15 protein-coding genes are annotated in these 18,879 nt (G+C 63.9%); 6 read left to right on the top strand and 9 right to left on the bottom strand.

The genetic code is table 11. From position 1 onward, the window contains the following. The first annotated feature begins 3 nt into the window (after positions 1 to 3). Positions 4 to 1,002: an ABC transporter ATP-binding protein gene (locus tag CGZ66_RS09185; RefSeq protein WP_095083648.1), complete on the top strand. Its 999-nt coding sequence runs from the start codon at positions 4 to 6 to the stop codon at positions 1,000 to 1,002. A 165-nt stretch (positions 1,003 to 1,167) separates the two neighbouring features. On the opposite strand, the gene CGZ66_RS09180 is transcribed toward CGZ66_RS09185, so the two are convergent. From CGZ66_RS09180 to CGZ66_RS09160, 5 genes are all read right to left on the bottom strand, one after another. Further along, entirely contained in the window at positions 1,168 to 2,013 is an 846-nt protein-coding gene (locus CGZ66_RS09180) for a fumarylacetoacetate hydrolase family protein (protein ID WP_095083646.1), read from the bottom strand. 25 nt (positions 2,014 to 2,038) lie between these two features. Further along, positions 2,039 to 2,770, bottom strand: a complete 732-nt coding sequence (locus CGZ66_RS09175; RefSeq protein ID WP_095084351.1) for an SDR family oxidoreductase — start codon at positions 2,768 to 2,770, stop codon at positions 2,039 to 2,041. 278 nt (positions 2,771 to 3,048) lie between these two features. Next, the gene (locus CGZ66_RS09170; protein ID WP_095083644.1) at positions 3,049 to 5,421 is read right to left on the bottom strand and encodes an aldehyde dehydrogenase family protein; all 2,373 of its coding nucleotides are present in this window, start codon (positions 5,419 to 5,421) and stop codon (positions 3,049 to 3,051) included. A 65-nt stretch (positions 5,422 to 5,486) separates the two neighbouring features. Further along, entirely contained in the window at positions 5,487 to 6,542 is a 1,056-nt protein-coding gene (deoC, locus tag CGZ66_RS09165; protein ID WP_095084350.1) for a deoxyribose-phosphate aldolase, read from the bottom strand. A gap of 246 nt (positions 6,543 to 6,788) precedes the next feature. Beyond that, the gene (locus CGZ66_RS09160) at positions 6,789 to 7,616 is read right to left on the bottom strand and encodes a ferredoxin--NADP reductase (RefSeq protein ID WP_095083643.1); all 828 of its coding nucleotides are present in this window, start codon (positions 7,614 to 7,616) and stop codon (positions 6,789 to 6,791) included. 220 nt (positions 7,617 to 7,836) lie between these two features. Here CGZ66_RS09160 and CGZ66_RS09155 point away from each other — a divergent pair, with 220 nt between their 5' ends. The 4 genes from CGZ66_RS09155 to CGZ66_RS09140 all read left to right on the top strand — a co-directional run bounded on the left by CGZ66_RS09155 (position 7,837) and on the right by CGZ66_RS09140 (position 13,741). Then, entirely contained in the window at positions 7,837 to 9,921 is a 2,085-nt protein-coding gene (locus CGZ66_RS09155; RefSeq protein WP_095083641.1) for a hydantoinase/oxoprolinase family protein, read from the top strand. Between the two features lie 16 nt (positions 9,922 to 9,937). Beyond that, entirely contained in the window at positions 9,938 to 11,680 is a 1,743-nt protein-coding gene (locus CGZ66_RS09150; protein ID WP_095084349.1) for a hydantoinase B/oxoprolinase family protein, read from the top strand. Between the two features lie 116 nt (positions 11,681 to 11,796). After that, a complete protein-coding gene (locus tag CGZ66_RS09145; RefSeq protein WP_095083640.1) occupies positions 11,797 to 12,573 on the top strand; it encodes an ABC transporter substrate-binding protein in 777 nt (258 codons plus the stop codon). 52 nt (positions 12,574 to 12,625) lie between these two features. Further along, entirely contained in the window at positions 12,626 to 13,741 is a 1,116-nt protein-coding gene (locus CGZ66_RS09140) for an aminomethyl transferase family protein (RefSeq protein ID WP_245331045.1), read from the top strand. Positions 13,742 to 13,821: 80 nt separating this feature from the next. Here CGZ66_RS09140 and CGZ66_RS09135 read toward each other — a convergent pair whose 3' ends face one another. Further along, positions 13,822 to 15,657 (bottom strand): BTAD domain-containing putative transcriptional regulator, encoded by a 1,836-nt coding sequence (locus tag CGZ66_RS09135; protein ID WP_167392043.1) that lies wholly within the window; start codon positions 15,655 to 15,657, stop codon positions 13,822 to 13,824. A 186-nt stretch (positions 15,658 to 15,843) separates the two neighbouring features. Here CGZ66_RS09135 and CGZ66_RS09130 point away from each other — a divergent pair, with 186 nt between their 5' ends. Further along, a complete protein-coding gene (locus tag CGZ66_RS09130) occupies positions 15,844 to 16,050 on the top strand; it encodes a hypothetical protein (RefSeq protein WP_143748698.1) in 207 nt (68 codons plus the stop codon). A gap of 124 nt (positions 16,051 to 16,174) precedes the next feature. Here CGZ66_RS09130 and CGZ66_RS09125 read toward each other — a convergent pair whose 3' ends face one another. From CGZ66_RS09125 to CGZ66_RS09115, 3 genes are all read right to left on the bottom strand, one after another. Beyond that, positions 16,175 to 16,831, bottom strand: coding sequence for a methionine ABC transporter permease (locus CGZ66_RS09125; protein WP_095083632.1), 657 nt, complete (start codon positions 16,829 to 16,831; stop codon positions 16,175 to 16,177). Continuing rightward, positions 16,812 to 17,900 carry a methionine ABC transporter ATP-binding protein gene (locus CGZ66_RS09120; RefSeq protein ID WP_095083631.1) on the bottom strand — a complete coding sequence of 363 codons (1,089 nt, stop codon included), beginning with the start codon at positions 17,898 to 17,900 and terminating at the stop codon, positions 16,812 to 16,814. The genes CGZ66_RS09125 and CGZ66_RS09120 overlap by 20 nt, the downstream gene beginning before the upstream one ends. 89 nt (positions 17,901 to 17,989) lie before the next feature. Then, a complete protein-coding gene (locus CGZ66_RS09115) occupies positions 17,990 to 18,844 on the bottom strand; it encodes a MetQ/NlpA family lipoprotein (RefSeq protein WP_095083629.1) in 855 nt (284 codons plus the stop codon). Positions 18,845 to 18,879 lie beyond the last annotated feature (35 nt).

The following is an 18,879-nucleotide window of genomic DNA, read 5'->3' as shown; positions in this document are numbered from 1 at the left end:
GCCGTGGGCTCGCTGAACATCGAGAACGTGAAGAAGGCCTTCGGGCCGGTCGAGGTGCTGAAGGGCATCAACCTTGAGGTGACGGACGGCGAATTCGTCGTCTTCGTCGGCCCGTCGGGCTGCGGCAAGTCGACCTTGCTCCGGGTCATCGCCGGGCTGGAGGATTCGACCTCGGGCCGGGTCGTCATCGACGGCCAGGACGTGTCCGTCACGCCGCCGGCCAAGCGCGGCATCGCCATGGTGTTCCAGACCTATGCGCTCTACCCGCATCTGACGGTGAAGAACAATATGGGCCTCGGGCTGAAGCAGGCGGGCACGCCGGCGGCCGAGATCGACCGCCGCATCGGCATTGCCTCCTCGATGCTGTCACTGGAGCCCTATCTCGAAAGGCGGCCGGCCGAACTTTCCGGCGGCCAGCGCCAGCGCGTCGCCATCGGCCGCGCCGTGGTGCGCGAGCCCAAGCTTTTTCTCTTCGACGAGCCGCTGTCGAATCTTGATGCCGCATTGCGCGTCAACACGCGGCTGGAGATCGCACAGCTGCACCGCCGGCTGAAGGCGACGATGATCTACGTCACCCACGACCAAGTCGAGGCGATGACGCTGGCCGACAAGATCGTGGTGCTGAACGCCGGCCGGATCGAGCAGATCGGCGGCCCGATGGAGCTCTACAATTCGCCGGCGAATGAGTTCGTCGCCGGCTTCATCGGCTCGCCGAAGATGAACTTCGTCGACGGCGCCAGGCTTGGTGAAACCGCCAAGACCATCGGCGTGCGGCCGGAGCATCTGACCGTCGATCCCAAATCCGGCGCCTGGAAGGGTACGGTCGTCCACGCCGAGCATCTTGGCGCCGACACCAATCTCTATCTCGACTGCGAGAAGGCCGGCCTGATCACCGTGCTCATCTTTGGCGTCTACGACGCCGAACCGGGCGCCACGCTCTATGCGACGCCGGACCCGGCCAAGACGTATCGGTTTGGCGCGGATGGGAAGGTGCTGAAGTAATATCGCTGCAGAGGTCGGCGCTGCCCCTCACCCTTACCCTCTCCCCGTGAAGAACGGGGAGAGGGGGTCGGCAGCGTTGGAGCGCTCCCTTCTCCCCGTCACTATACGGGGAGAAGGTGCCGGCAGGCGGATGAGGGGCGGCGCAAACTTATCGAACCTTAGTGCTCAAGCGTCAGCCTTGAACGTCTGCTTCTGCTGGCCAAGGCCCTCGATGCCGAGCTCGACAACATCACCGGCCTTCAAAAACACCGGCGGCTTCATGCCCAGCCCGACGCCGGGTGGCGTGCCGGTCGAGATGATGTCGCCTGGGTGTAGCGACATGAACTGGCTGAGGTAGGAAACAAGGTATGCCACGCCATAGACCATGGTCTTGGTCGAGCCGTTCTGCATCGTCTTGCCGTTGACGGTCAGCCACATCTTGATGTTCTGCGGGTCGGCGACCTCGTCCTTGGTCACCAGCCACGGGCCGATCGGACCGAAGGTGTCGCAGGACTTGCCCTTGGTCCACTGGCCCTGCCGCTCGGCCTGGAAGGCGCGTTCGGAGACATCGTGGGCGACGCAATAGCCGGCGACATAGTCGAGCGCGTCGGCTTCGCTGATGTATTTGGCGGTCTTGCCGATGACCACGGCCAGTTCGACTTCCCAGTCGGTCTTTACCGAGCCGCGCGGGATCAGCACGTCGTCGTCCGGCCCGACGATGGCCGAGCTTGCCTTCATGAAGATGATTGGCTCCGGCGGCACGGTGGCGCCGGTCTCGGCGGCGTGGTCGGAATAGTTGAGGCCGATGCAGATGAACTTGCCGGCGCCAGCAACGCAGGCGCCGATGCGGGGCTTGCCGGAAACCGCTGGCAGCGACTTGGGATCGAGCTTGGCCAGCGTCGCCAGCGATGCCGGATCGAGTACCTTGCCGCCGATGTCGGCGACATGGCCGGTGAGATCACGGATCGTTCCATCCGCATCGAGCAGGCCGGGGCGTTCGCTCCCTGCCTCGCCATAGCGCAGCAGCTTCATGGTATGTCTCCTCAGTCGGTTTGGTTCAGATCGACCAGCCGCCGTCGATATTATAGGCCTGTCCGGACGTATAGGTGGCGCCGGCCAGATAGACGGCGAGATCGGCGATTTCCTCCGGCGTGCCGAGCCGGCCCATCGGCTGGCGGGCGATGAAGGCGGCGCGGGCTGCTTCGTAGTCGCCCTGCGCATGCATACGGTCCTGCAGCGACGGGCTCTCGACCGTGCCGGGGCAAATGGCATTGCAGCGAATGCCCTTGGCGACATAGTCGGCGGCGACTGCCTTGGTCAGGCCGATGACCGCGGCCTTGGTGACGCCATAGGCGAAGCGGTTCGGCACGCCCTTACCGGCGCCGGCAACCGACGACATGTTGATGATCGATCCGTCGCCGCGCTCCAGCATGCCGGGCAGCACCGCTTTGATGGTGCGTATCATGGCGCGGACGTTGAGGTTGAAGGCGAAATCGAGATCGGCGTCCTTCATCTCGAGGATCGAGCCGGAATGGACGAAGCCGGCACAATTGAACAGCACGTCGACCTTGCCGATCTCGGCGAAGGCGGCGTTGACGGCATCGTCGTTGAGCACATCGAGCTTGCGGGTCTTGATGTCGGAGGTCTTGGCGAGCTCTGCCAGCAGCGCCTCGTTGATGTCGGTGGCGTAGACGACGGCACCCGCCTTGGCGAAGGCCAGCGCGCTCGCCTTGCCGATGCCTTGCGCCGCCGCCGTGACGACAACGACCTTGCCTGCCAGATCCGCCATGCTCTTCTCCTCGTCCGCTTGGGATCGTCCGGGTCTACCGGTGGTCGGCCACGGCGTCATGGGCCAGTCGGACGCCATCATGCGGCCTGCGCGCCTGTCAGCCCACAGATAAAGATGTTTTTTCTCGTTAAAGAACATGCATCCGGGCGTCAAGTCCGAACACGATCACCATCGCGGCAGCGGCGTCGAAACTGCCCAAAGCACACGACGCGCTTTGGTTCCCTGTCTTCATCCATGTCGTGTCCCAAAACCTGCTGACGCTTTTTGGGCGACATGCATCAGTCCCCGTAAGGCACCCAGACGTTCTTGACCTCGACGGCGCGGCGCAGGAAGGCATCGCCAGCCGCCTCGTCGGACGCCCAGTCGAGGCCGCGGCCATTGCCGCTCCAGACGCGCTTGAGGTTGCCGATCGACTCGGCCTCCGCCTTGGCGCAGGTGTCGGCATCGGCAAACACCCAGAGCCCGTCGACATCGTCATGCTTGGCCAGCACAGCGGCGAGTTCGGCCGTTCGGCCGGTAACGATGTTGATGGCGCCGGCCGGAACGTCGGAATATTCGATGACCTGGTAGAGGTCGGTGGCGAGCAGCGGGTAGCGCTCGGACGGCACCGCGACCACGGTGTTGCCCATGGCGAGCGCCGGTGCGACGAGCGAGATCAGGCCCAGCAGCGGTGACACGTCGGGTGCCACGATGCCGACGACGCCGACCGGTTCGTGCAGCGCCAGTGTCACGGCACGCGCCGGCGGCTGGTGCACGCGGCCCTCGAACTTGTCGGCAAGGCCAGCATAGAGGAACAGCCGCTCGATCGACTGGTCCACCTCGTCACGCGCTGCCTTGGGCGTAGCGCCGGTCAACTCGGTGAGGCGGGCGGCAAACTCGCCGGCCCGGCCGGAAAGATTTTCGGCCAGATAGTAAAGCACCTGCGAGCGGTTGTACGCCGTCGCCTCCGGCCAGGCTTTGCAGGCCCGGGCGGCCGAAACGGCATCGCGGATATCTTTGCGGCTGCCGAGACCGACCTCGCCGGCGAGCTTGCCCTTGGCGGTGGCGACAGCCAGCGAATAGTTGCCGTCCGGCCGCACCTGCTTGCCGCCGATGAACAGCTTTGCCGTGCGGTCGATCGTATCGCCGTCGGATTGCTCGGCAGGTTGCGCAGAGACTGCCGCCGGCTTGATCACCGGGCCAAGCGGCAATTTGGCCGCAAGATATTCGAATATGCCTTCGCGCCCGCCTTCGCGGCCGAAACCGCTCTCGCGGTAGCCGCCGAAACCGCAGGCGGCGTCGAACATGTTGGTGCCGTTGACCCAGACAACGCCAGCCTTCAATTGCGGCGCGACATGCAAGGCGAGGTTGACGTTCTCGCTCCACACCGAGGCGGCCAGCCCATAGCGCGTGTTGTTGGCAAGCTCGATCGCTTCCTCGGTGTTGCGGAAGGTCATGGTCGCCAGCACCGGCCCGAACACTTCCTCTTGCGCTAGAATGTTAGCCGGCGAAATGCCGGTGGCGAGCGTCGGCAGGTGGTAGTAACCCGACGTTGGCAGCGCGGCGTCCGGCTGCCAGCACACGGCGCCCTGTCTGGCGCCCTCGGCAACCAGGCCCTTGACCCGGTCGAGCTGTGTGGCGTCGACCAGCGGGCCGATATCGGTGTTCTTGTCGAGCGGGCTGCCGACCCGCAACCGGCTCATGCGTGTCTTGACCTTGGCGATGAGGGCATCGGCGATGCCTTCCTGCACCAGCAGCCGCGAGCCGGCGCAGCAGACCTGGCCCTGGTTGAACCAGATGCCGTCGACCAGCCCTTCGACGGCGCTGTCGAGATCGGCATCCTCGAAGACGATGAAGGCCGACTTGCCGCCAAGCTCCAGCGACAGTTTCTTCCCTGACCCCGCCGTGGCTTTCCGGATGATCTTGCCGACTTCCGACGAACCGGTGAAGGCGATCTTCTGGATGCCGGGATGGTTGACGATGGCCGCGCCTGCTTCCGGGCCACCCTGGACGATGTTGACGACGCCTTTCGGCACGCCGGCACGTTCGCAGATCTCGGCGAACAGGATGGCGGTCAGCGGCGTGAATTCGGCCGGTTTCAGAGCCACGGTGCAGCCGGCGGCGAGTGCCGGTGCGATCTTCCAGGCCAGCATCAGCAGCGGAAAATTCCACGGGATGATCTGGCCGACGACGCCGACACCCTTGTGGCCGGGGAAATCCCTGTCCAGCGCCTGCGCCCAGCCGGCATGGTGGATGAAATGGCGGATGGCCAGCGGCACGTCGATATCGCGGCTTTCGCGGATCGGCTTGCCGTTGTCGATCGATTCCAGCACGGCGAACAGGCGCTGGTGGCGCTGCATGGCGCGGCCGATGGCATAGAGCACTTTCGCCCTGGTATAGCCTGAAGACGCCGACCATTTCGGCAGCGCCTTGGCCGCGGCCGAAACCGCGGCGTCTATATCGGCGGCATTGGCGTCCGACACTTTGGCCAGCAGCTTGCCGGAGGAGGGCTCGCTGGTCTCGAAGGTTTTGCCGCCGGAAGCGGCTTTCCAGTCGCCGCCGATGAACAGTGCCTTGCCGAAGTCGCGCGCCGCAAGCCAGGCGTCGGCCTCGTTGCGGGCTTCCGGCGCCGGGCCGTACTCCATGGCGTGATAGCGGTCGAGAATGTTCATGGGGTTCCTCCTTCACCTCTCCTCGTGGGGAGGGTCGATCGGCTAGGCTGATCGCGGTGGGGCGTTCAAGCCATCGCGTGGCGATGATTGGCCGAATAGTGCCCGGTCAGATGGTGTTCGAGTTGGCGCTCGATGTCGGTCAAAAGGCTCGAGGCGCCGAAGCGGAACAGCTCGGGCTCCAGCCATGGCCGGCCGAGTTCTTCCTTCATCAGCACCATCCAGTCGAGTGAGGCTTTTGCCGTTGAGATGCCGCCAGCCGGCTTGAAGCCGATGAGATAGCCGGTCTCCTCGAAATAGGCTCGGATGGCGCGAACCATGGCGAGGCCGACCGGCAGCGTGGCGTTGACACTTTCCTTGCCGGTCGAGGTCTTGATGAAGTCGGCGCCGGCCATCATAGCGACCATCGAGGCCAGCATGACGTTGCGCAGCGTGGCGAGGTCGCCGGTACCGAGGATGACCTTCAGATGCGCATCCCCACAGGCGGCGCGCATCGAGACGATCTCGTTGTAGAGCTCCCGCCACTTGGCGCCGAACACCAACCCGCGTGGAATGACAACGTCGATCTCGTCGGCGCCGTCCTTCACCGAGGCCTCGATTTCCTGTAGGCGGGTGGAAAGTGGGGCAAGGCCGTGCGGGAAGGCGGTGGAAACGGCGGCGACGTGGATGCCGGTGCCGCGCACGGCATCGACCGCGGTGGCGACGAAGGGATGGTAGACGCAGACGGCGGCTGGGCGAATGACCTCGTCCGCAATACCGAGACCCTCGACGATGTCGCGGCGGAACGGATTGATCGCCTTGGCGCAGAGCCGGCGCACGCGCTCTTCGGTGTCGTTGGAATTCAGCGTCGTCAGGTCCATGCAGGCGACGGCGCGCAGCAGCCAGGCGGCCTGATTGTCGGCCTTGAGAGAGCGCCGCTTGGTCAGGCTCGCGACGCGGCGTTCAAGCGCCGAGCGGTTGACGCTGCGCACCGATTCCATGAAGCCGAGGTCGAGCTTCATGCCGGGGTTGCGCGCGATGCGATGGTCCAGCGGAACGGGGGTATTGGCGGCGGCGCGCGCCGGCAGTGGCGTCACCTTCGACGCGCCGGCACCAAGCTCGGCTTCGCGGATTGTGCTGCTCATCTCCTGCCCTTTCATTCAGCGACTTGCGCCGAAGATAGCCCGTGAATTGACGCTTCACGAGTCCCTTAATGCATGCCGCCCAAAAGTGCGCAGCCGTTTTGGGACACCGGCATGCATCGACAAAAAACAAAAAGCGCGTCGCGTAAGGCGACGCGCTTTTGCGCTCATAGCCGAAAAAGGCCGCGAAAGCAGTTAGTTTTTTGACCGAAAGGTCAAAATGCGGATTTGAAGGCGTGGGCGCCCTGCTCAGCCGACGAAGGCGCGTTCGACAACGAAGCTCGCCGGATGATGCAGCGAGCCTTCCTCGAACCCGAGGCTTTCGGCCAGCTCTTTGACGTCCTTCAGCATGTGCATCGAACCGCAGATCATGATGCGATCGGTTTCCGGATTGAGCTTGTCGATGCCGAGATCGGTATAGAACTTGCCGGATCCGATCAGTGCGGTGATGCGGCCCATGCGCGCCGAGTCTTCGCGGGTCGTCGAATTGTAGAGGGTGACGCGGCCGCCGGTCAGCTCGCCGATCAGCGGATCGCTTTCGAGCCCGGCGACCAGCTCCTGGCCATAGATGAGCTCGGCAGTGTCGCGGCAGGTGTGGGTCAGGACGACCTGCTCGAACTTCTCATAGGTGTCGGGGTCACGCAGCAGGCTGGCGAAGGGCGCGATGCCGGTGCCGGTCGAGATCATGAACAGCCGTTTCGCGGGCGTCAGCGCGTCGACGACAAGCGTGCCGGTCGACTTCTGGCGCATGATGACGGTGTCGCCGACCTGGATCTTCTGCAGTTCAGAGGTCAGCGGGCCGTCCGGCACCTTGATCGAGAAGAATTCCAGCTCGTCGTCCCAGGCGGGGCTCGCCACCGAATAGGCGCGGAACACCGGCTTCTCGGCATTGGGCAGGCCGATCATGACGAACTCGCCGGAACGGAAGCGCAGCGACTGCGGCCGGGTGATGCGGAACGAGAACAGCCGGTCCGTATAGTGCTTCACCGAGACGACGGTCTCGGCATAGACATTGGCCGGAATCGGAAACTGCAGCGGGCGGGCGCCTGCGGTATTGAATGCGGTTGTGGTGTTCATCAAATCCAACCTTCTGGCCCAACTGCTAACGCGGGCACCAAACCTTCACCTGCGCGCCCGAACCGTTCAGGTTCCGGCGTGCTGCCTGCACACTCCAAAGCAGTAAGCTCTTGTGTCCGGAATTTATTAGTATACAAACGATATTTGCGTCAAGATACCGCCGCGAAACACCTTTCCAAACTGTGACATATCCGTAGTCCGCGCATTTCGGGTTTCGACAATGAAAGAGAATTTTTCGGTGCAGCCGCCGGATTCCCTGGGCAGCGTCGTCGCCGGTATCGATGTCGGCGGGACCTTCACCGACCTGCTTCTGATCGACGGACGCGACGGCGGCCGAGTGCATATCGCCAAGACCCCTACCACGGTCGACAACCAGGCGTTCGGCGTCGTTTCGGCGCTGGACGCCACCGGATTTCCGATCGACGGCATCGACCTCATCGTGCATGGCACGACCACCACCACCAATGCGGTGCTCGAGCGCCGGCTGGCGAAAACCGGCATGATCACCACGCGCGGCTTTCGCGACGTGATCGAGCTTGGCCGGCGCACGCGGCCGCAGGCCTATGGCATGACCGGCAGTTTCGTGCCGATCATTCCGCGCAATCTGAGGCTCGAAGTCTCGGAGCGCGTCGAGGCGTCGGGCACGGTGCGCACGCCGCTCGACGAAGCCGAAATGCGCGTGGCGGTGAAGGCGCTGATCGACGCCGGTTGCGAATCCCTCGTCATCCATTTCCTGCATTCCTACGCCAACCCGGCGCATGAGCTCCGCGCCGCCGAGATTGCCGCCGAGCTCTGGCCGAACGGCTACATCACCTCGGGCCACGCGCTGCTGTCGGAAGCGCGCGAATTCGAGCGCGGCGTCACCGCTTCGGTCAACGCCTCGGTGCAGCCGATCCTCGAGCGCTATGTCGAGCGGCTGCGCAAGGAATTGGGCGTAAAAGGCTATGCCCGCGACTTCCTGATCATGAACGGCAATGGCGGCATGATCTCGGCCCGCTTCGTCACACGTGAATCGGCCAAGACCGTCATGTCCGGTCCGGCCTCGGGCGTAATCGCCGCCGCCTATACGGGAAAACGCGCCGGCTACGAAAACCTCGTCACCTACGACATGGGCGGCACCTCGACCGACGTGGCGCTGATCCGCAACGCCGAGCCGGCTGTCTCGAACGAGATCGAGATCGAATATGCCATGCCGATCCACGTGCCGATGGTGGCGGTGCACACGGTCGGCGCCGGCGGCGGCTCGATCGCCCGCGTCGACGCCGCCGGCCTGATCCAGATCGGTCCGGAAAGCGCCGGCGCCAATCCCGGCCCGATCTGCTACGGACGCGGCGGTCTCGAGCCGACCATCACCGACGCCAACCTGGTGCTCGGCCGGCTGGCGCCGAAAAAGCTGCTGGCGGTCGAAAACCCGGTCACCGTCGAGCGCGTCACCGGTATCTTCGAGGAGAAGATCGGCAAGGCGACCGGCCTGTCCGGCGTCGAGGCGGCGGGCGCGGTGCTGCGGCTCGGCAACATGAAGATGGCCGGCGCCATCCGCATGGTTTCGGTGTCGCGCGGCCACGATCCGCGCGACTTTGCGCTGTTCGCCTTCGGCGGCGCCGGGCCGCTGCACGCGACCGCCCTGGCGCGCGAACTCGGTCTGCCCAAGGTGCTGGTGCCGGCCCGGCCAGGTATCACCAACGCGCTCGGCTGCGTCGTCGCCGATCTGCGCCACGACTTCGTCAACACCGTCAACCAGCCGGTGGCGGTGCTCGACGAGGACCAGCTTCACGCTGTATTGGAACGGCACCGAAACGAAGGCGAGGAGCTCATCGGCAAGGAAGCGGTGAAGCCCGAGACGATCCGCGTCACCCACTCCGCCGACATGCAGTTCGTCGGCCAGACCCACATCATCAACGTGCCATTGCCATCCTCCTCGGTGACCCGGCACGAGCTGCAAACGCTGTTCGAAAAAGCCTATTTCGCCCGCTTCAAGGTCGAGCTGCCGGAAATCCGCGCCAACCTCGTCAACCTCAACACTTCGGTGACCGGTGTGCGGCCGGCGATCGATCTGTCGCGTTTGATCGACCCGGCTGGTCGCGGAAAAACGCTCGACGAGGCGCGTCGCGAGATCCGGCCGGTCTGGTATGGCGGGCGCTGGCACGACACGCCGGTCTACGCACGCGAAAAGCTGCCGCTCGACGCGGTCATCGTAGGCCCGGCGATCCTCGAACAGATGGATGCGACCACCGTGCTCGAACCCGGCGACCGGGCGCGTTCGGACGCCGACGGCAACATCATCATCGACATTGGCGAGGCCTGAGATGCCTGACATTGATATGGCAAAGCTCGACGCCATCACCCTTTCGGTTCTCCAGGCGGCCTTGCAGCAGGTCTGCGACGAGATGGACCTGACCTTCTCCCGCGCCGCCTTCTCGCCGGTCATCGCCGAGGCCAACGACCGCTCCGACGGCATCTATTCGGCCGTCGATGGCTCGCTGATCGCGCAGGGGTCGCAAGGCCTGCCGGTGTTCGTCGGCGTCATGCAGTATTCGACCAAGACGGTGATCGAGATGATCGCCGACGGCCGCTGCCTGCCGCCGGAGCCCGGCGACATCTACATCGTCAACGATCCCTATCTCGGCGGCACCCATCTGATGGATGTGCGCTTCGCCATGCCGGTCTACCGGGCTGGCAAGATTTTCTGCTGGCTGTCCAACACCGGCCACTGGCCTGACATTGGCGGCTCGGTGCCGGGCGGCTTCTCGGCTTCCGCGACCGCAGTGGAACAGGAAGGCCTGCGGCTACCGCCGGTCAAGCTGTTCAAGAAAGGCGTGCTCGACCCCGAAATCTACGCCATCATCTGCTCCAACATCCGCGTCGCCGACCAGCGCATCGGCGATATCCGCGCCCAGGCCGCGGCACTGTTCATCGGCCAGGACCGGCTTAACGGAATCCTTGATCGTTACGGAGACGAAACTGTTGTCGAGGCGATCGCCGAACTGCGTCGGCGGGCCGCCGAACAGATGCGCGCCAACATATCCGCCATCCCGGACGGCACCTACCATTCCAGGGCCTTTGTCGATTCCGACGGGGTGGTCAACGAGCCGCTGACCATCGCGCTGGCTGTCGAGAAACGGGGCGACACGCTGACCTTCGATTTCGCCGGCTCGTCAAAGCCCTGCGCCGGGCCGATGAACAGTGTGCTGGCGACGACCTTGTCCTCGGTCTACCTCGCCATGCGCCACATTTTCCCGGATGTACCGATCAGCGCCGGCGCTTTCGAGCCGCTTGAGGTCAAGCGTCCGGAGGGCACGTTCCTCGACGCCAAATATCCGCGCCCGGTTTCAGGCTGCGCCGCCGAGGTCTCGCAGCGCATCGCCGAGGCGGTGTTCGCGGCGATGGTCCAGGCGCTGCCGGACAAGGTGACGGCGGCACCGGCTGGGTCCAGCGGCAATTTCGCGCTCGGCGGCAACGATCCGGCGCGCGGCCGCGACTACGTCATGTACCAGATCTCCGGCGGCGGCTATGGCGGCAATTCAGGCCATGACGGCCTGACCAATGGCTGCTCGACCATCGGCATCTCCAAGTCGCCGCCGGTCGAGATCATGGAGCAGGCCTTTCCGGTGCTCTACCGCCACTACGCCTTGCGCGAAGGCTCGGGCGGCGCAGGCAAGCAGCGCGGCGGCTTCGGCCTCGCCTATGAGGTCGAAATCCTGCGCGGCGATGCCCGCGCCTCCTTCGTCATGGACCATGGCCGTTTCGGCCCGCAGGGCGCGCTCGGCGGCAAGGACGGCGCGGTCAACACGGTGACCGTCTTCCGCAATGGCGAGGAGCACGTGCCGCCGCATCTGTCCAAGGAGCAGGACATCGCCCTGAAGGCCGGCGACCGCGTGCGCGTCGGCACGCCGGGCGGCGGCGGCTATGGCGATCCGCTTGAGCGCGATGCCGATCTGGTGCTGCGCGATGTGGCGCTGGGATACTACACGTCAGCGGAAGCCAGCGAAAAATTCGGTGTTGTCCTGTCGGCGGGCGAGTTCGCCGTCGACCGGAAGGCGACGGACGAGCAGCGCGCCGGCTAACACTGACGGCGGCCGGGATCGTCCGACGCGCCGTGATCGCCGCAGCACATGTCGTTTCCGTCTCCGCCGGAGTCACGAAAGCCCGTAGACTTCTCCGGTCAACGGAGATCTCGGACATGCGTCTTTTCGGTCGTTTCGTGCTTGCCGCCTCGGTCGCCCTGGTTCTCGCCACGGGGGCTGCTTCCGCCCAGGACAAGAAACTCAGGATCGGCACCGAGGGCGCCTATCCGCCCTTCAACTACGCCAATGCCGACGGCACGCTGGGCGGTTTCGACATCGAGCTCGGCAAGGCGCTGTGCGCCGAGATGAAGGCCGAGTGCGAGTTCACCGTGCAGGATTTCGACGGTTCTATACCGGCGCTGCAGGCCGGCAAGTTCGATGCGATCATCAACATCACCATCACGCCCGAGCGGGCCGAGAAGGTCGAGTTCACCCACAAATACTACCAGACGCCGCCGGCCATCGCGGTGCCGAAGGATTCGACCATATCAGGCACATCGCCCGAGGACCTGAAAGGCAAGGCGCTCGGCGTGCAGACCGCGACCATCCACCAGAAATTCGCCGAGCAGAAATACTCAGGCTCGACCGTCAAGGCCTATCCGACCGGCGATGACGCCCGCACCGACATGGCCAATGGCCGCCTCGACGCGATGATGGACGGCTCGATCATCCTGACCGAATGGCTGAAGAAACCGGACGGCGCCTGCTGCAAGCTGCTTGGCACCTTGACGGCCGACCCGGCCATTCACGGCCCCGGCGTCGGCATCGCGCTGCAGAAGGGCGACAAGGAGCTGGCCGACAAGTTCAATGCCGCGATAGACGCGCTGCGTGCCAACGGAAAATACAAGGAAATCAACGATAAATACTTTTCCTTCGACGTTTACGGCAGCTGATCCCGGCAGCGCTGTCCGGCGCTGCCGTTTTCTATGAATAATGGAGACTTTCTTGGCTGAGCGGCGCTCCCCCTTCTACAGCAGCATCGTCGGACTGGGCGCGACCATGGGTCGGGTTGGCGGCGATTTCATTTCGGCCAAAACCTATTCCGGCATTGCCGACGAGCACCTGAACACGCGCAGGAATGTCGGTGTGCAGGATCTCAGCACCATGGGCAAGATGGACATCAAGGGGCCGGACGCCGAGGCGCTGGTCAATCATGTCATCGTCAACGATGCGGCGGCGATGAAGCCCGGCCAGGTCCGTTATTCCACCGTCTGCCGCGAGGATGGCGGTATCATGGACGACCTCACCGTGTTCCGTCTGGCGCCCGAGCATTTCATGCTGGTGACCGGCTCGGTCAATCGTCTCAAGATGCTGCCGTGGCTTTTGCATCATGCGCAGGGGCGCAAGGCCTATGTCACCGACATCACCGCGGCCATCGCCTTCCCGACCATCCAGGGGCCGCGCTCGCGCGAACTGCTGAAGGCGTTGATCACCGATGCCGATCTGGACGGGCTCAAGCGCTGGTCGTTCACCTCAGGGCGAATTGGTGAGACGAAGATACTGATTTCGCGCACCGGCGTGACCGGCGAGCTCGGCTTCGAACTGTTCGTGCCGGCCGACGAGGCGGCATCGGTCTGGAGCGCGCTGATGACGGCCGGCCGTGACTTTGGCCTGAAACCCTATGGCGTGCTGGCGATGTTCACGCTGGGACTTGAAAAGGCCTATCCGGCGCATGGCATCGACATGGACGAGACCCGCACACCGTTCCATGTCGGCCTCGACCGCTGGATCAAGTTCGACAAGGGCGATTTCGTCGGCCGCGAAGCCTTGCTCAAGGTCCGCGACAAAGGCCTGGACGAGCAATGGGTCGGGCTGATCCTCGACGGCGACAGTCAGGCCGCGACCGACGCCAGGGTGCTGGCCGATGGTGAGGACGCCGGCATCGTCACCTACAGCGACCACGGCTATTCCCTCGGCAAGGTGCTGGCGACCGCGCATATGCTGCTGCCGTTCACGGCTGTCGGCACGGAACTCAGCATCGACATCGACGGCAAGCCGACCCGCGCGGTCGTCGCGCCAATTCCGTTCTTCGACCCCGAGGGGGTCAAGCTGAGGGGCTAGCGCGGCTTGTTCCGGAAATCGCTTTGGGCTTTCCTTTTGGGTTAGGGAATGAACGGGGTATCGTTGCGGAAGGCCGACATTCATCCATCGGGTATGCCGACAGCAATCAGGTCTCTCCGAAGATCCTCCAGGATTTTTGGGTTACGATACGGATCGATCAAGATGGTGCTTACAGTCGCACCGGGCCTTGCCGCCAGACACTGCCTGGCTGCGTGAGCGGCGAGTTGCTCGTCGCCCATTCTCAAATGACAGACCGCCAGAAACGCATAGGCCCAAAATGCATAGGCATTGAGATTCCGGTACGAGGCTATCGCCTCAGGATACCGTCCGAGAACCAGAAGAACTTGTCCGCGTAGATCCCAGAACCAATCGTAATTCAGGGGATCACGGGCGATACAGACGTCCAGATCGGACAAAGCTTCCTCATGCCGACCGAGATAGCTCCAGCACAAGCCCCGTATCGCCCTTGCCCGGGTTTCGTTCGGATTAAGGTTCACACCCTGCTCGAGATGCAGCAGCGCCTCCTCCAACTGTCCCATGAAGATCAGCGTGTGACCCACCGCAATATGGCTCCATGCCTCCTTCGGCCCAAGCTTTAGAGCACGGCGAGCATGGACAAGCGCGATCTTGAGCGTGTTCCCGTCCCCCTCAAGCAGCCATTTGCTTGTGAGTACAGTCGCCATCATGGCATGGATGGTAGCGACATTCGGGTCGAGCTCAATCGCCCTTGCAAGATAGGGCTCTGCTTCCAAAGTGGTGTCATAGCGAACCATCCGAACGCGAGCCTGAAGATACAGGTCGTAGGCATCGAGCTGGGTGATCGGAAGGCGCCGTATCTTCTCCGCGCCCGAGGTTCGGATTGTGCCGACGACGGTGATGGCGACACTTCTGGCGATCTCCTCCTGGAGCTCAAAAATATCTGTCAGCTCCCGATCGAATCGATCGGCCCAGATTTGATTGCCGGATCTGGCCTCTATGAGTTGCGATGAGATCCTGACCCTGTCGCCGGCACGGCGAATGCTACCCCGAAGCAGGTAGTCGACGGACAACTGCTTCGCGATGGTGACGGCGTCGACAGTCCTTCCCTTGAACACAAAGGAGGAATTGCGGGCTATGAGATGAAGTTCACCGAATCGTCCCAGTTCGGTGATGATGTCCTCGGTGACGCCGTCGCTGAAATATTCCTGGCTGGCGTCGCTGCTCATATTCTCGAATGCAAGAACTGCAACGACTGGTCCGCGGCTTGATGCGCCGTCGGTTTGCGGTCTGGGCGTCTCGTCCATGCTCCTGCGCAATAGCCGAAGCTCGTCACCTGGCTCCAGGTTCAGCTCGCGCTTCAGCAACAGCTTGCACGCCTCATAATGCTTGATGGCGAGCGCGGCCTGACCGGAGGCGATATGCGCCCGCATCAGCGCGGCATGCGACGGCTCCCGCAGCGGATCAAGAGCGACCAGCCGTTCGCAAATTGCAACGCGCTCGATGCCGCTCTCCGATTCTGCCAGAAGCTCGAACACATTGATTGCCCGCAAGGACAGGTCGGCACGGACTTCGCGAAGCCAATCCTCGAAAGCGTTGTCAAACGTGCTCACCCCATCAAGAAAAGGGCCGGCATAGAGGGTGGCAGCCCGCCGAAGCTCGGCCGCGTCACGGCTCGCGGATGCAGCGACGAATTCAGTCACGTCGATGGTGAAGAATTTCGGATTGAGCGCGACACGATCCCCGACCAGGGCCAAGGCATCCGCTCCCAACCCGGCAAAGTCCTTGCGGATAGCAGCCAGGGCCTGTCGCAGACTGTCCCTTGCCTGCTCCTCACCGCGATCGCTCCATAGAAGAGCAGCCAGCTTGTGACGCGTCGCCTCCTGGTTCGGTGCTACGGCGAGAATGCCCAGAAGTGCTCTATTCTTCTTGGCAGCCACCTCCAAGGGTTTCCCCTGCGGCGACGTCAGGTGAAAACCACCCAGGAGATCGAGCCGCGCCGGGCTCATCGCGATATACTCTGAATTTCTGCTTTTTCCGCGATATTCACGAGCTTTTCACAGGCATCTCACGCCCCGCATTCGATGTTGCCTCTCGCAAATAACAACATCCGAGAGAAAACTCCAATGTCCATCGTCACCGAGGTTTTGGGAAAGGCAGGTGAAACGCTCACGAACGAACTGCCGAAGTGGCGTAAGGTCCAACTTGGCCGTTTTTTGTACAGCATAGCAGCGGCATATGCCTCCGCGACCTGGAAGGCCTACGGGGCGGCTACTGGCCTTGGTGCGAATAGTCCCGGACGTCGACCTGACGACGACGTCGGCAACTACTGAACGTCTTCGTCCCAACGCAGCGACGCAGACCTCGTCCAAGCCATGATCGTCGCGCCTGTGGTTCAGAAGCACCCGCTACAGGCTCGGATGGAAGACAACGTCACCCAGATCATCGGTCCAGTCCTCACCCGCGCCGGTCCAGCCTCGCCACCAGCCGGTCACCCGCCCACTGGATGCCGCAGACCAGGATGATCAGCACAATCACCACGGCGATCATGACGCTGGTCTCGAAACGCTGGTAGCCGTAGCGGATGGCGAGATCGCCGAGCCCACCGGCGCCGATGGCGCCGGCCATCGCCGAGGCGCCGATCAGCGTTACCAGCGTCACCGTGAAACCGGCGACGATGCCGGGCAGGGCTTCGGGCACCAACACCTCGCGGATGATCGTCCAGCGATTGCCGCCCATGGCGCGCGCCGCCTCGATCAGCCCGCGGTCGACTTCGCGCAGCGACACTTCGGCGATGCGCGCATAGTAGGGCGTGGCGGCGATCGACAGCGGCACGATGGCCGCCCACGTGCCGATCGAGGTGCCGACGATCAGCCGCGTCACCGGGATCAGCGCCACCAGAAGGATGATGAAGGGCACCGAACGGAAGCCGTTGATGACGGCGCCGAGCGCGCGGTTCACCCATGGGCTTTCGGCGATGCCGCCGCGTTCGGTGGCGATCAGCGCCAGCCCCAGCGGCAGGCCGAAGACCAGCGAGATCAGGCCGGACGCGGCCGTCATCAGCACGGTTTCCCAGATCGAACGCAGCAGAAGCTCAAACAGGATTGGCGACATGGCCAAGCACCTCCACCCGCGCGTGGCGGGCCTTCAGGAATGTGATGACGGCGGCGAGATGGCTTGCATCGCTGCCAGGGACAGAAACGAACAGCGTGCCGACGGGCTGCTGCTGGATGTGGTCGATGCCGCCATGGACGAGGCGGAAGGGGCGGGGAATAGCAGTGGCGAGATCGGACAGCAATGGGCCGCTGGCGGCCTCGCCGGCCACGTCGACGCGCAGGACCGTCTCCGTGCCGGCCGATGGCAGCAGCCGGGCGGCCAGTTCGGCGGGCAGCTGCGGCCGGATGGCGCCGAGCAGGCTGCGTGTGATCTCGGAGCGCGGCTCGGCAAACACCGACCACACCGGCCCTTCCTCGACGATGCGGCCGGCATCGATCACCGCCACCCGGTCGGCGATCGAGCGGATCACCTCCATCTCATGGGTGATCAGCAGGATGGTCAGCCCAAGCTGCCGGTTGATGTCTTTCAGCAAAGCGAGGATGGAGCGCGTCGTCTCCGGGTCGAGCGCCGAGGTGGCTTCGTCCGACAGCAGCAGCGCGGGCCGCGCCGCAAGCGCCCGGGCGATGCCGACGCGCTGCTTCTGGCCGCCCGATAGCGACACCGGGTAGGCCTTGGCCTTCTCCGACAGGCCGACAAGGTCAAGCAGTTCGGCGGCGCGCTGCAGCCGCTCGGCCTTCGGCCGGCCCTCTATCTTCAGCGGCAGCGCCACATTGTCCTCGACCGTCTTGGCCGACAAAAGGTTGAAGTGCTGGAAGATCATGCCGATGCGCCGCCGCAGCGGCTGCAGATCGAGCTCGCCGAGCCGGCTAATCTCGCGGCCTTCGATGAAGACCTCGCCGGAATCGGGCCGCTCCAGCCCGTTCAGGCAGCGGATCAGCGTCGATTTGCCGGCGCCGCTGCGGCCGATGATGCCGAGGATCTCGCCCTTGCGCACCGTCAGCGAGATGCCATCGAGTGCCGCTGTCCCGCCAAAGCGGCGCTTCAGGTCGACAAGGCGCACCACGTCCTGCGGTGTTGCGCCCGGCTGGTCGGCGGTCTCGGCAGTTGCGGTAAAATGCTGATTCATGCGCGGATCCCTAGAAATACAATTGCGGCCCGCGCGTTGCGCGGACCGCTTTCCCGGTAAAAGCAGGCACGTCGGCGCCCGCATATCCCCTAGTAGGCGCTGAGGCCCGTGCCTTTGTAGACCTTGTCGAACTCGGCCTTCACCGCCTCGTTCTGATAGGACGCCACCAGCGTCTTCACCCACGCCTCGTTCTCATTGCCGACCTTCACCGCGATGAAGTTGCGATAGGGATTGTCGGTGATGGGCTCCTGCGCAATGCGGTTTTCCGGCGTCAGGCCGCTTTTCAGCGCCCAGTCGGTGTTGACCACGGCGGCGTCGAGATCCTCGACCGAGCGGCCGACGATGCCGGCGTCGAGCTCCTTGATCACCACCTTCTTGGCGTTCTCGGCGATGTCGGCGGTGGTGGCCAGAATGCCGGTGCCGTCCTTCAGCTTGATCACCCCCTCGTTCTGCAGCACGCGCAGCGCCCGGCCTTCGTTGGACGGATCGTTCGGCACGCCGATGACCGCGCCTTCGGGCAGGTCGGCGACCTTGGTGTACTTCTTCGAGTAGAGGCCGATCGGCCAGACGCCGGTATAGCCGACGCGGACGATATGGTACCCTTGTGTCTTGATCTGGTTGTCGAGATAGGGCAGGTGCTGAAAGGCGTTGGCGTCGATCTCGCCGCGCTCGAGCGCTTCGTTGGGCTGGGTGTAGTCGTTGAACACCACGGTCTCGATGGTGAGGCCCTTTTCGGCCGACTGCGCGACAACGACGCGCCAGACATCCTCGTCCTCGCCGCTGATGATGCCGACCTTGATCGCCTTCTTGTCCTCGGCGAACGACGCATGAGGCGCCATCAGGCTGCCGATGGCAACAGCCGAGGCAAAAAGCAGAGCAAGGCCACTGCGCCGGTTGAGGGTTGACCAAAGGGAAGATGGCAAAGTGTTTTTGAAGTCAGTCATGATTGATCTCTGCGGTTGTGAAGTCATGGCAGCCG

It is taken from the genome of Mesorhizobium sophorae, from assembly GCF_002270415.1.
Classification (GTDB): domain Bacteria; phylum Pseudomonadota; class Alphaproteobacteria; order Rhizobiales; family Rhizobiaceae; genus Mesorhizobium; species Mesorhizobium sophorae.
This window is presented reverse-complemented; position numbering and strand designations above follow the sequence as displayed.

Excerpts from the sequence above, each read along its gene's own strand:
- CGZ66_RS09180 (WP_095083646.1), bottom strand. The coding sequence starts at position 2,013 with ATGAAGCTGCTGCGCTATGGCGAGGCAGGGAGCGAACGCCCCGGCCTG.
- CGZ66_RS09175 (WP_095084351.1), bottom strand. The coding sequence starts at position 2,770 with ATGGCGGATCTGGCAGGCAAGGTCGTTGTCGTCACGGCGGCGGCGCAA.
- CGZ66_RS09170 (WP_095083644.1), bottom strand. The coding sequence starts at position 5,421 with ATGAACATTCTCGACCGCTATCACGCCATGGAGTACGGCCCGGCGCCG.
- deoC (WP_095084350.1), bottom strand. The coding sequence starts at position 6,542 with ATGAGCAGCACAATCCGCGAAGCCGAGCTTGGTGCCGGCGCGTCGAAG.
- CGZ66_RS09160 (WP_095083643.1), bottom strand. The coding sequence starts at position 7,616 with ATGAACACCACAACCGCATTCAATACCGCAGGCGCCCGCCCGCTGCAG.
- CGZ66_RS09155 (WP_095083641.1), top strand. The coding sequence starts at position 7,837 with ATGAAAGAGAATTTTTCGGTGCAGCCGCCGGATTCCCTGGGCAGCGTC.
- CGZ66_RS09150 (WP_095084349.1), top strand. The coding sequence starts at position 9,938 with ATGGCAAAGCTCGACGCCATCACCCTTTCGGTTCTCCAGGCGGCCTTG.
- CGZ66_RS09145 (WP_095083640.1), top strand. The coding sequence starts at position 11,797 with ATGCGTCTTTTCGGTCGTTTCGTGCTTGCCGCCTCGGTCGCCCTGGTT.
- CGZ66_RS09130 (WP_143748698.1), top strand. The coding sequence starts at position 15,844 with ATGTCCATCGTCACCGAGGTTTTGGGAAAGGCAGGTGAAACGCTCACG.
- CGZ66_RS09125 (WP_095083632.1), bottom strand. The coding sequence starts at position 16,831 with ATGTCGCCAATCCTGTTTGAGCTTCTGCTGCGTTCGATCTGGGAAACC.
- CGZ66_RS09120 (WP_095083631.1), bottom strand. The coding sequence starts at position 17,900 with ATGAATCAGCATTTTACCGCAACTGCCGAGACCGCCGACCAGCCGGGC.
- CGZ66_RS09115 (WP_095083629.1), bottom strand. The coding sequence starts at position 18,844 with ATGACTGACTTCAAAAACACTTTGCCATCTTCCCTTTGGTCAACCCTC.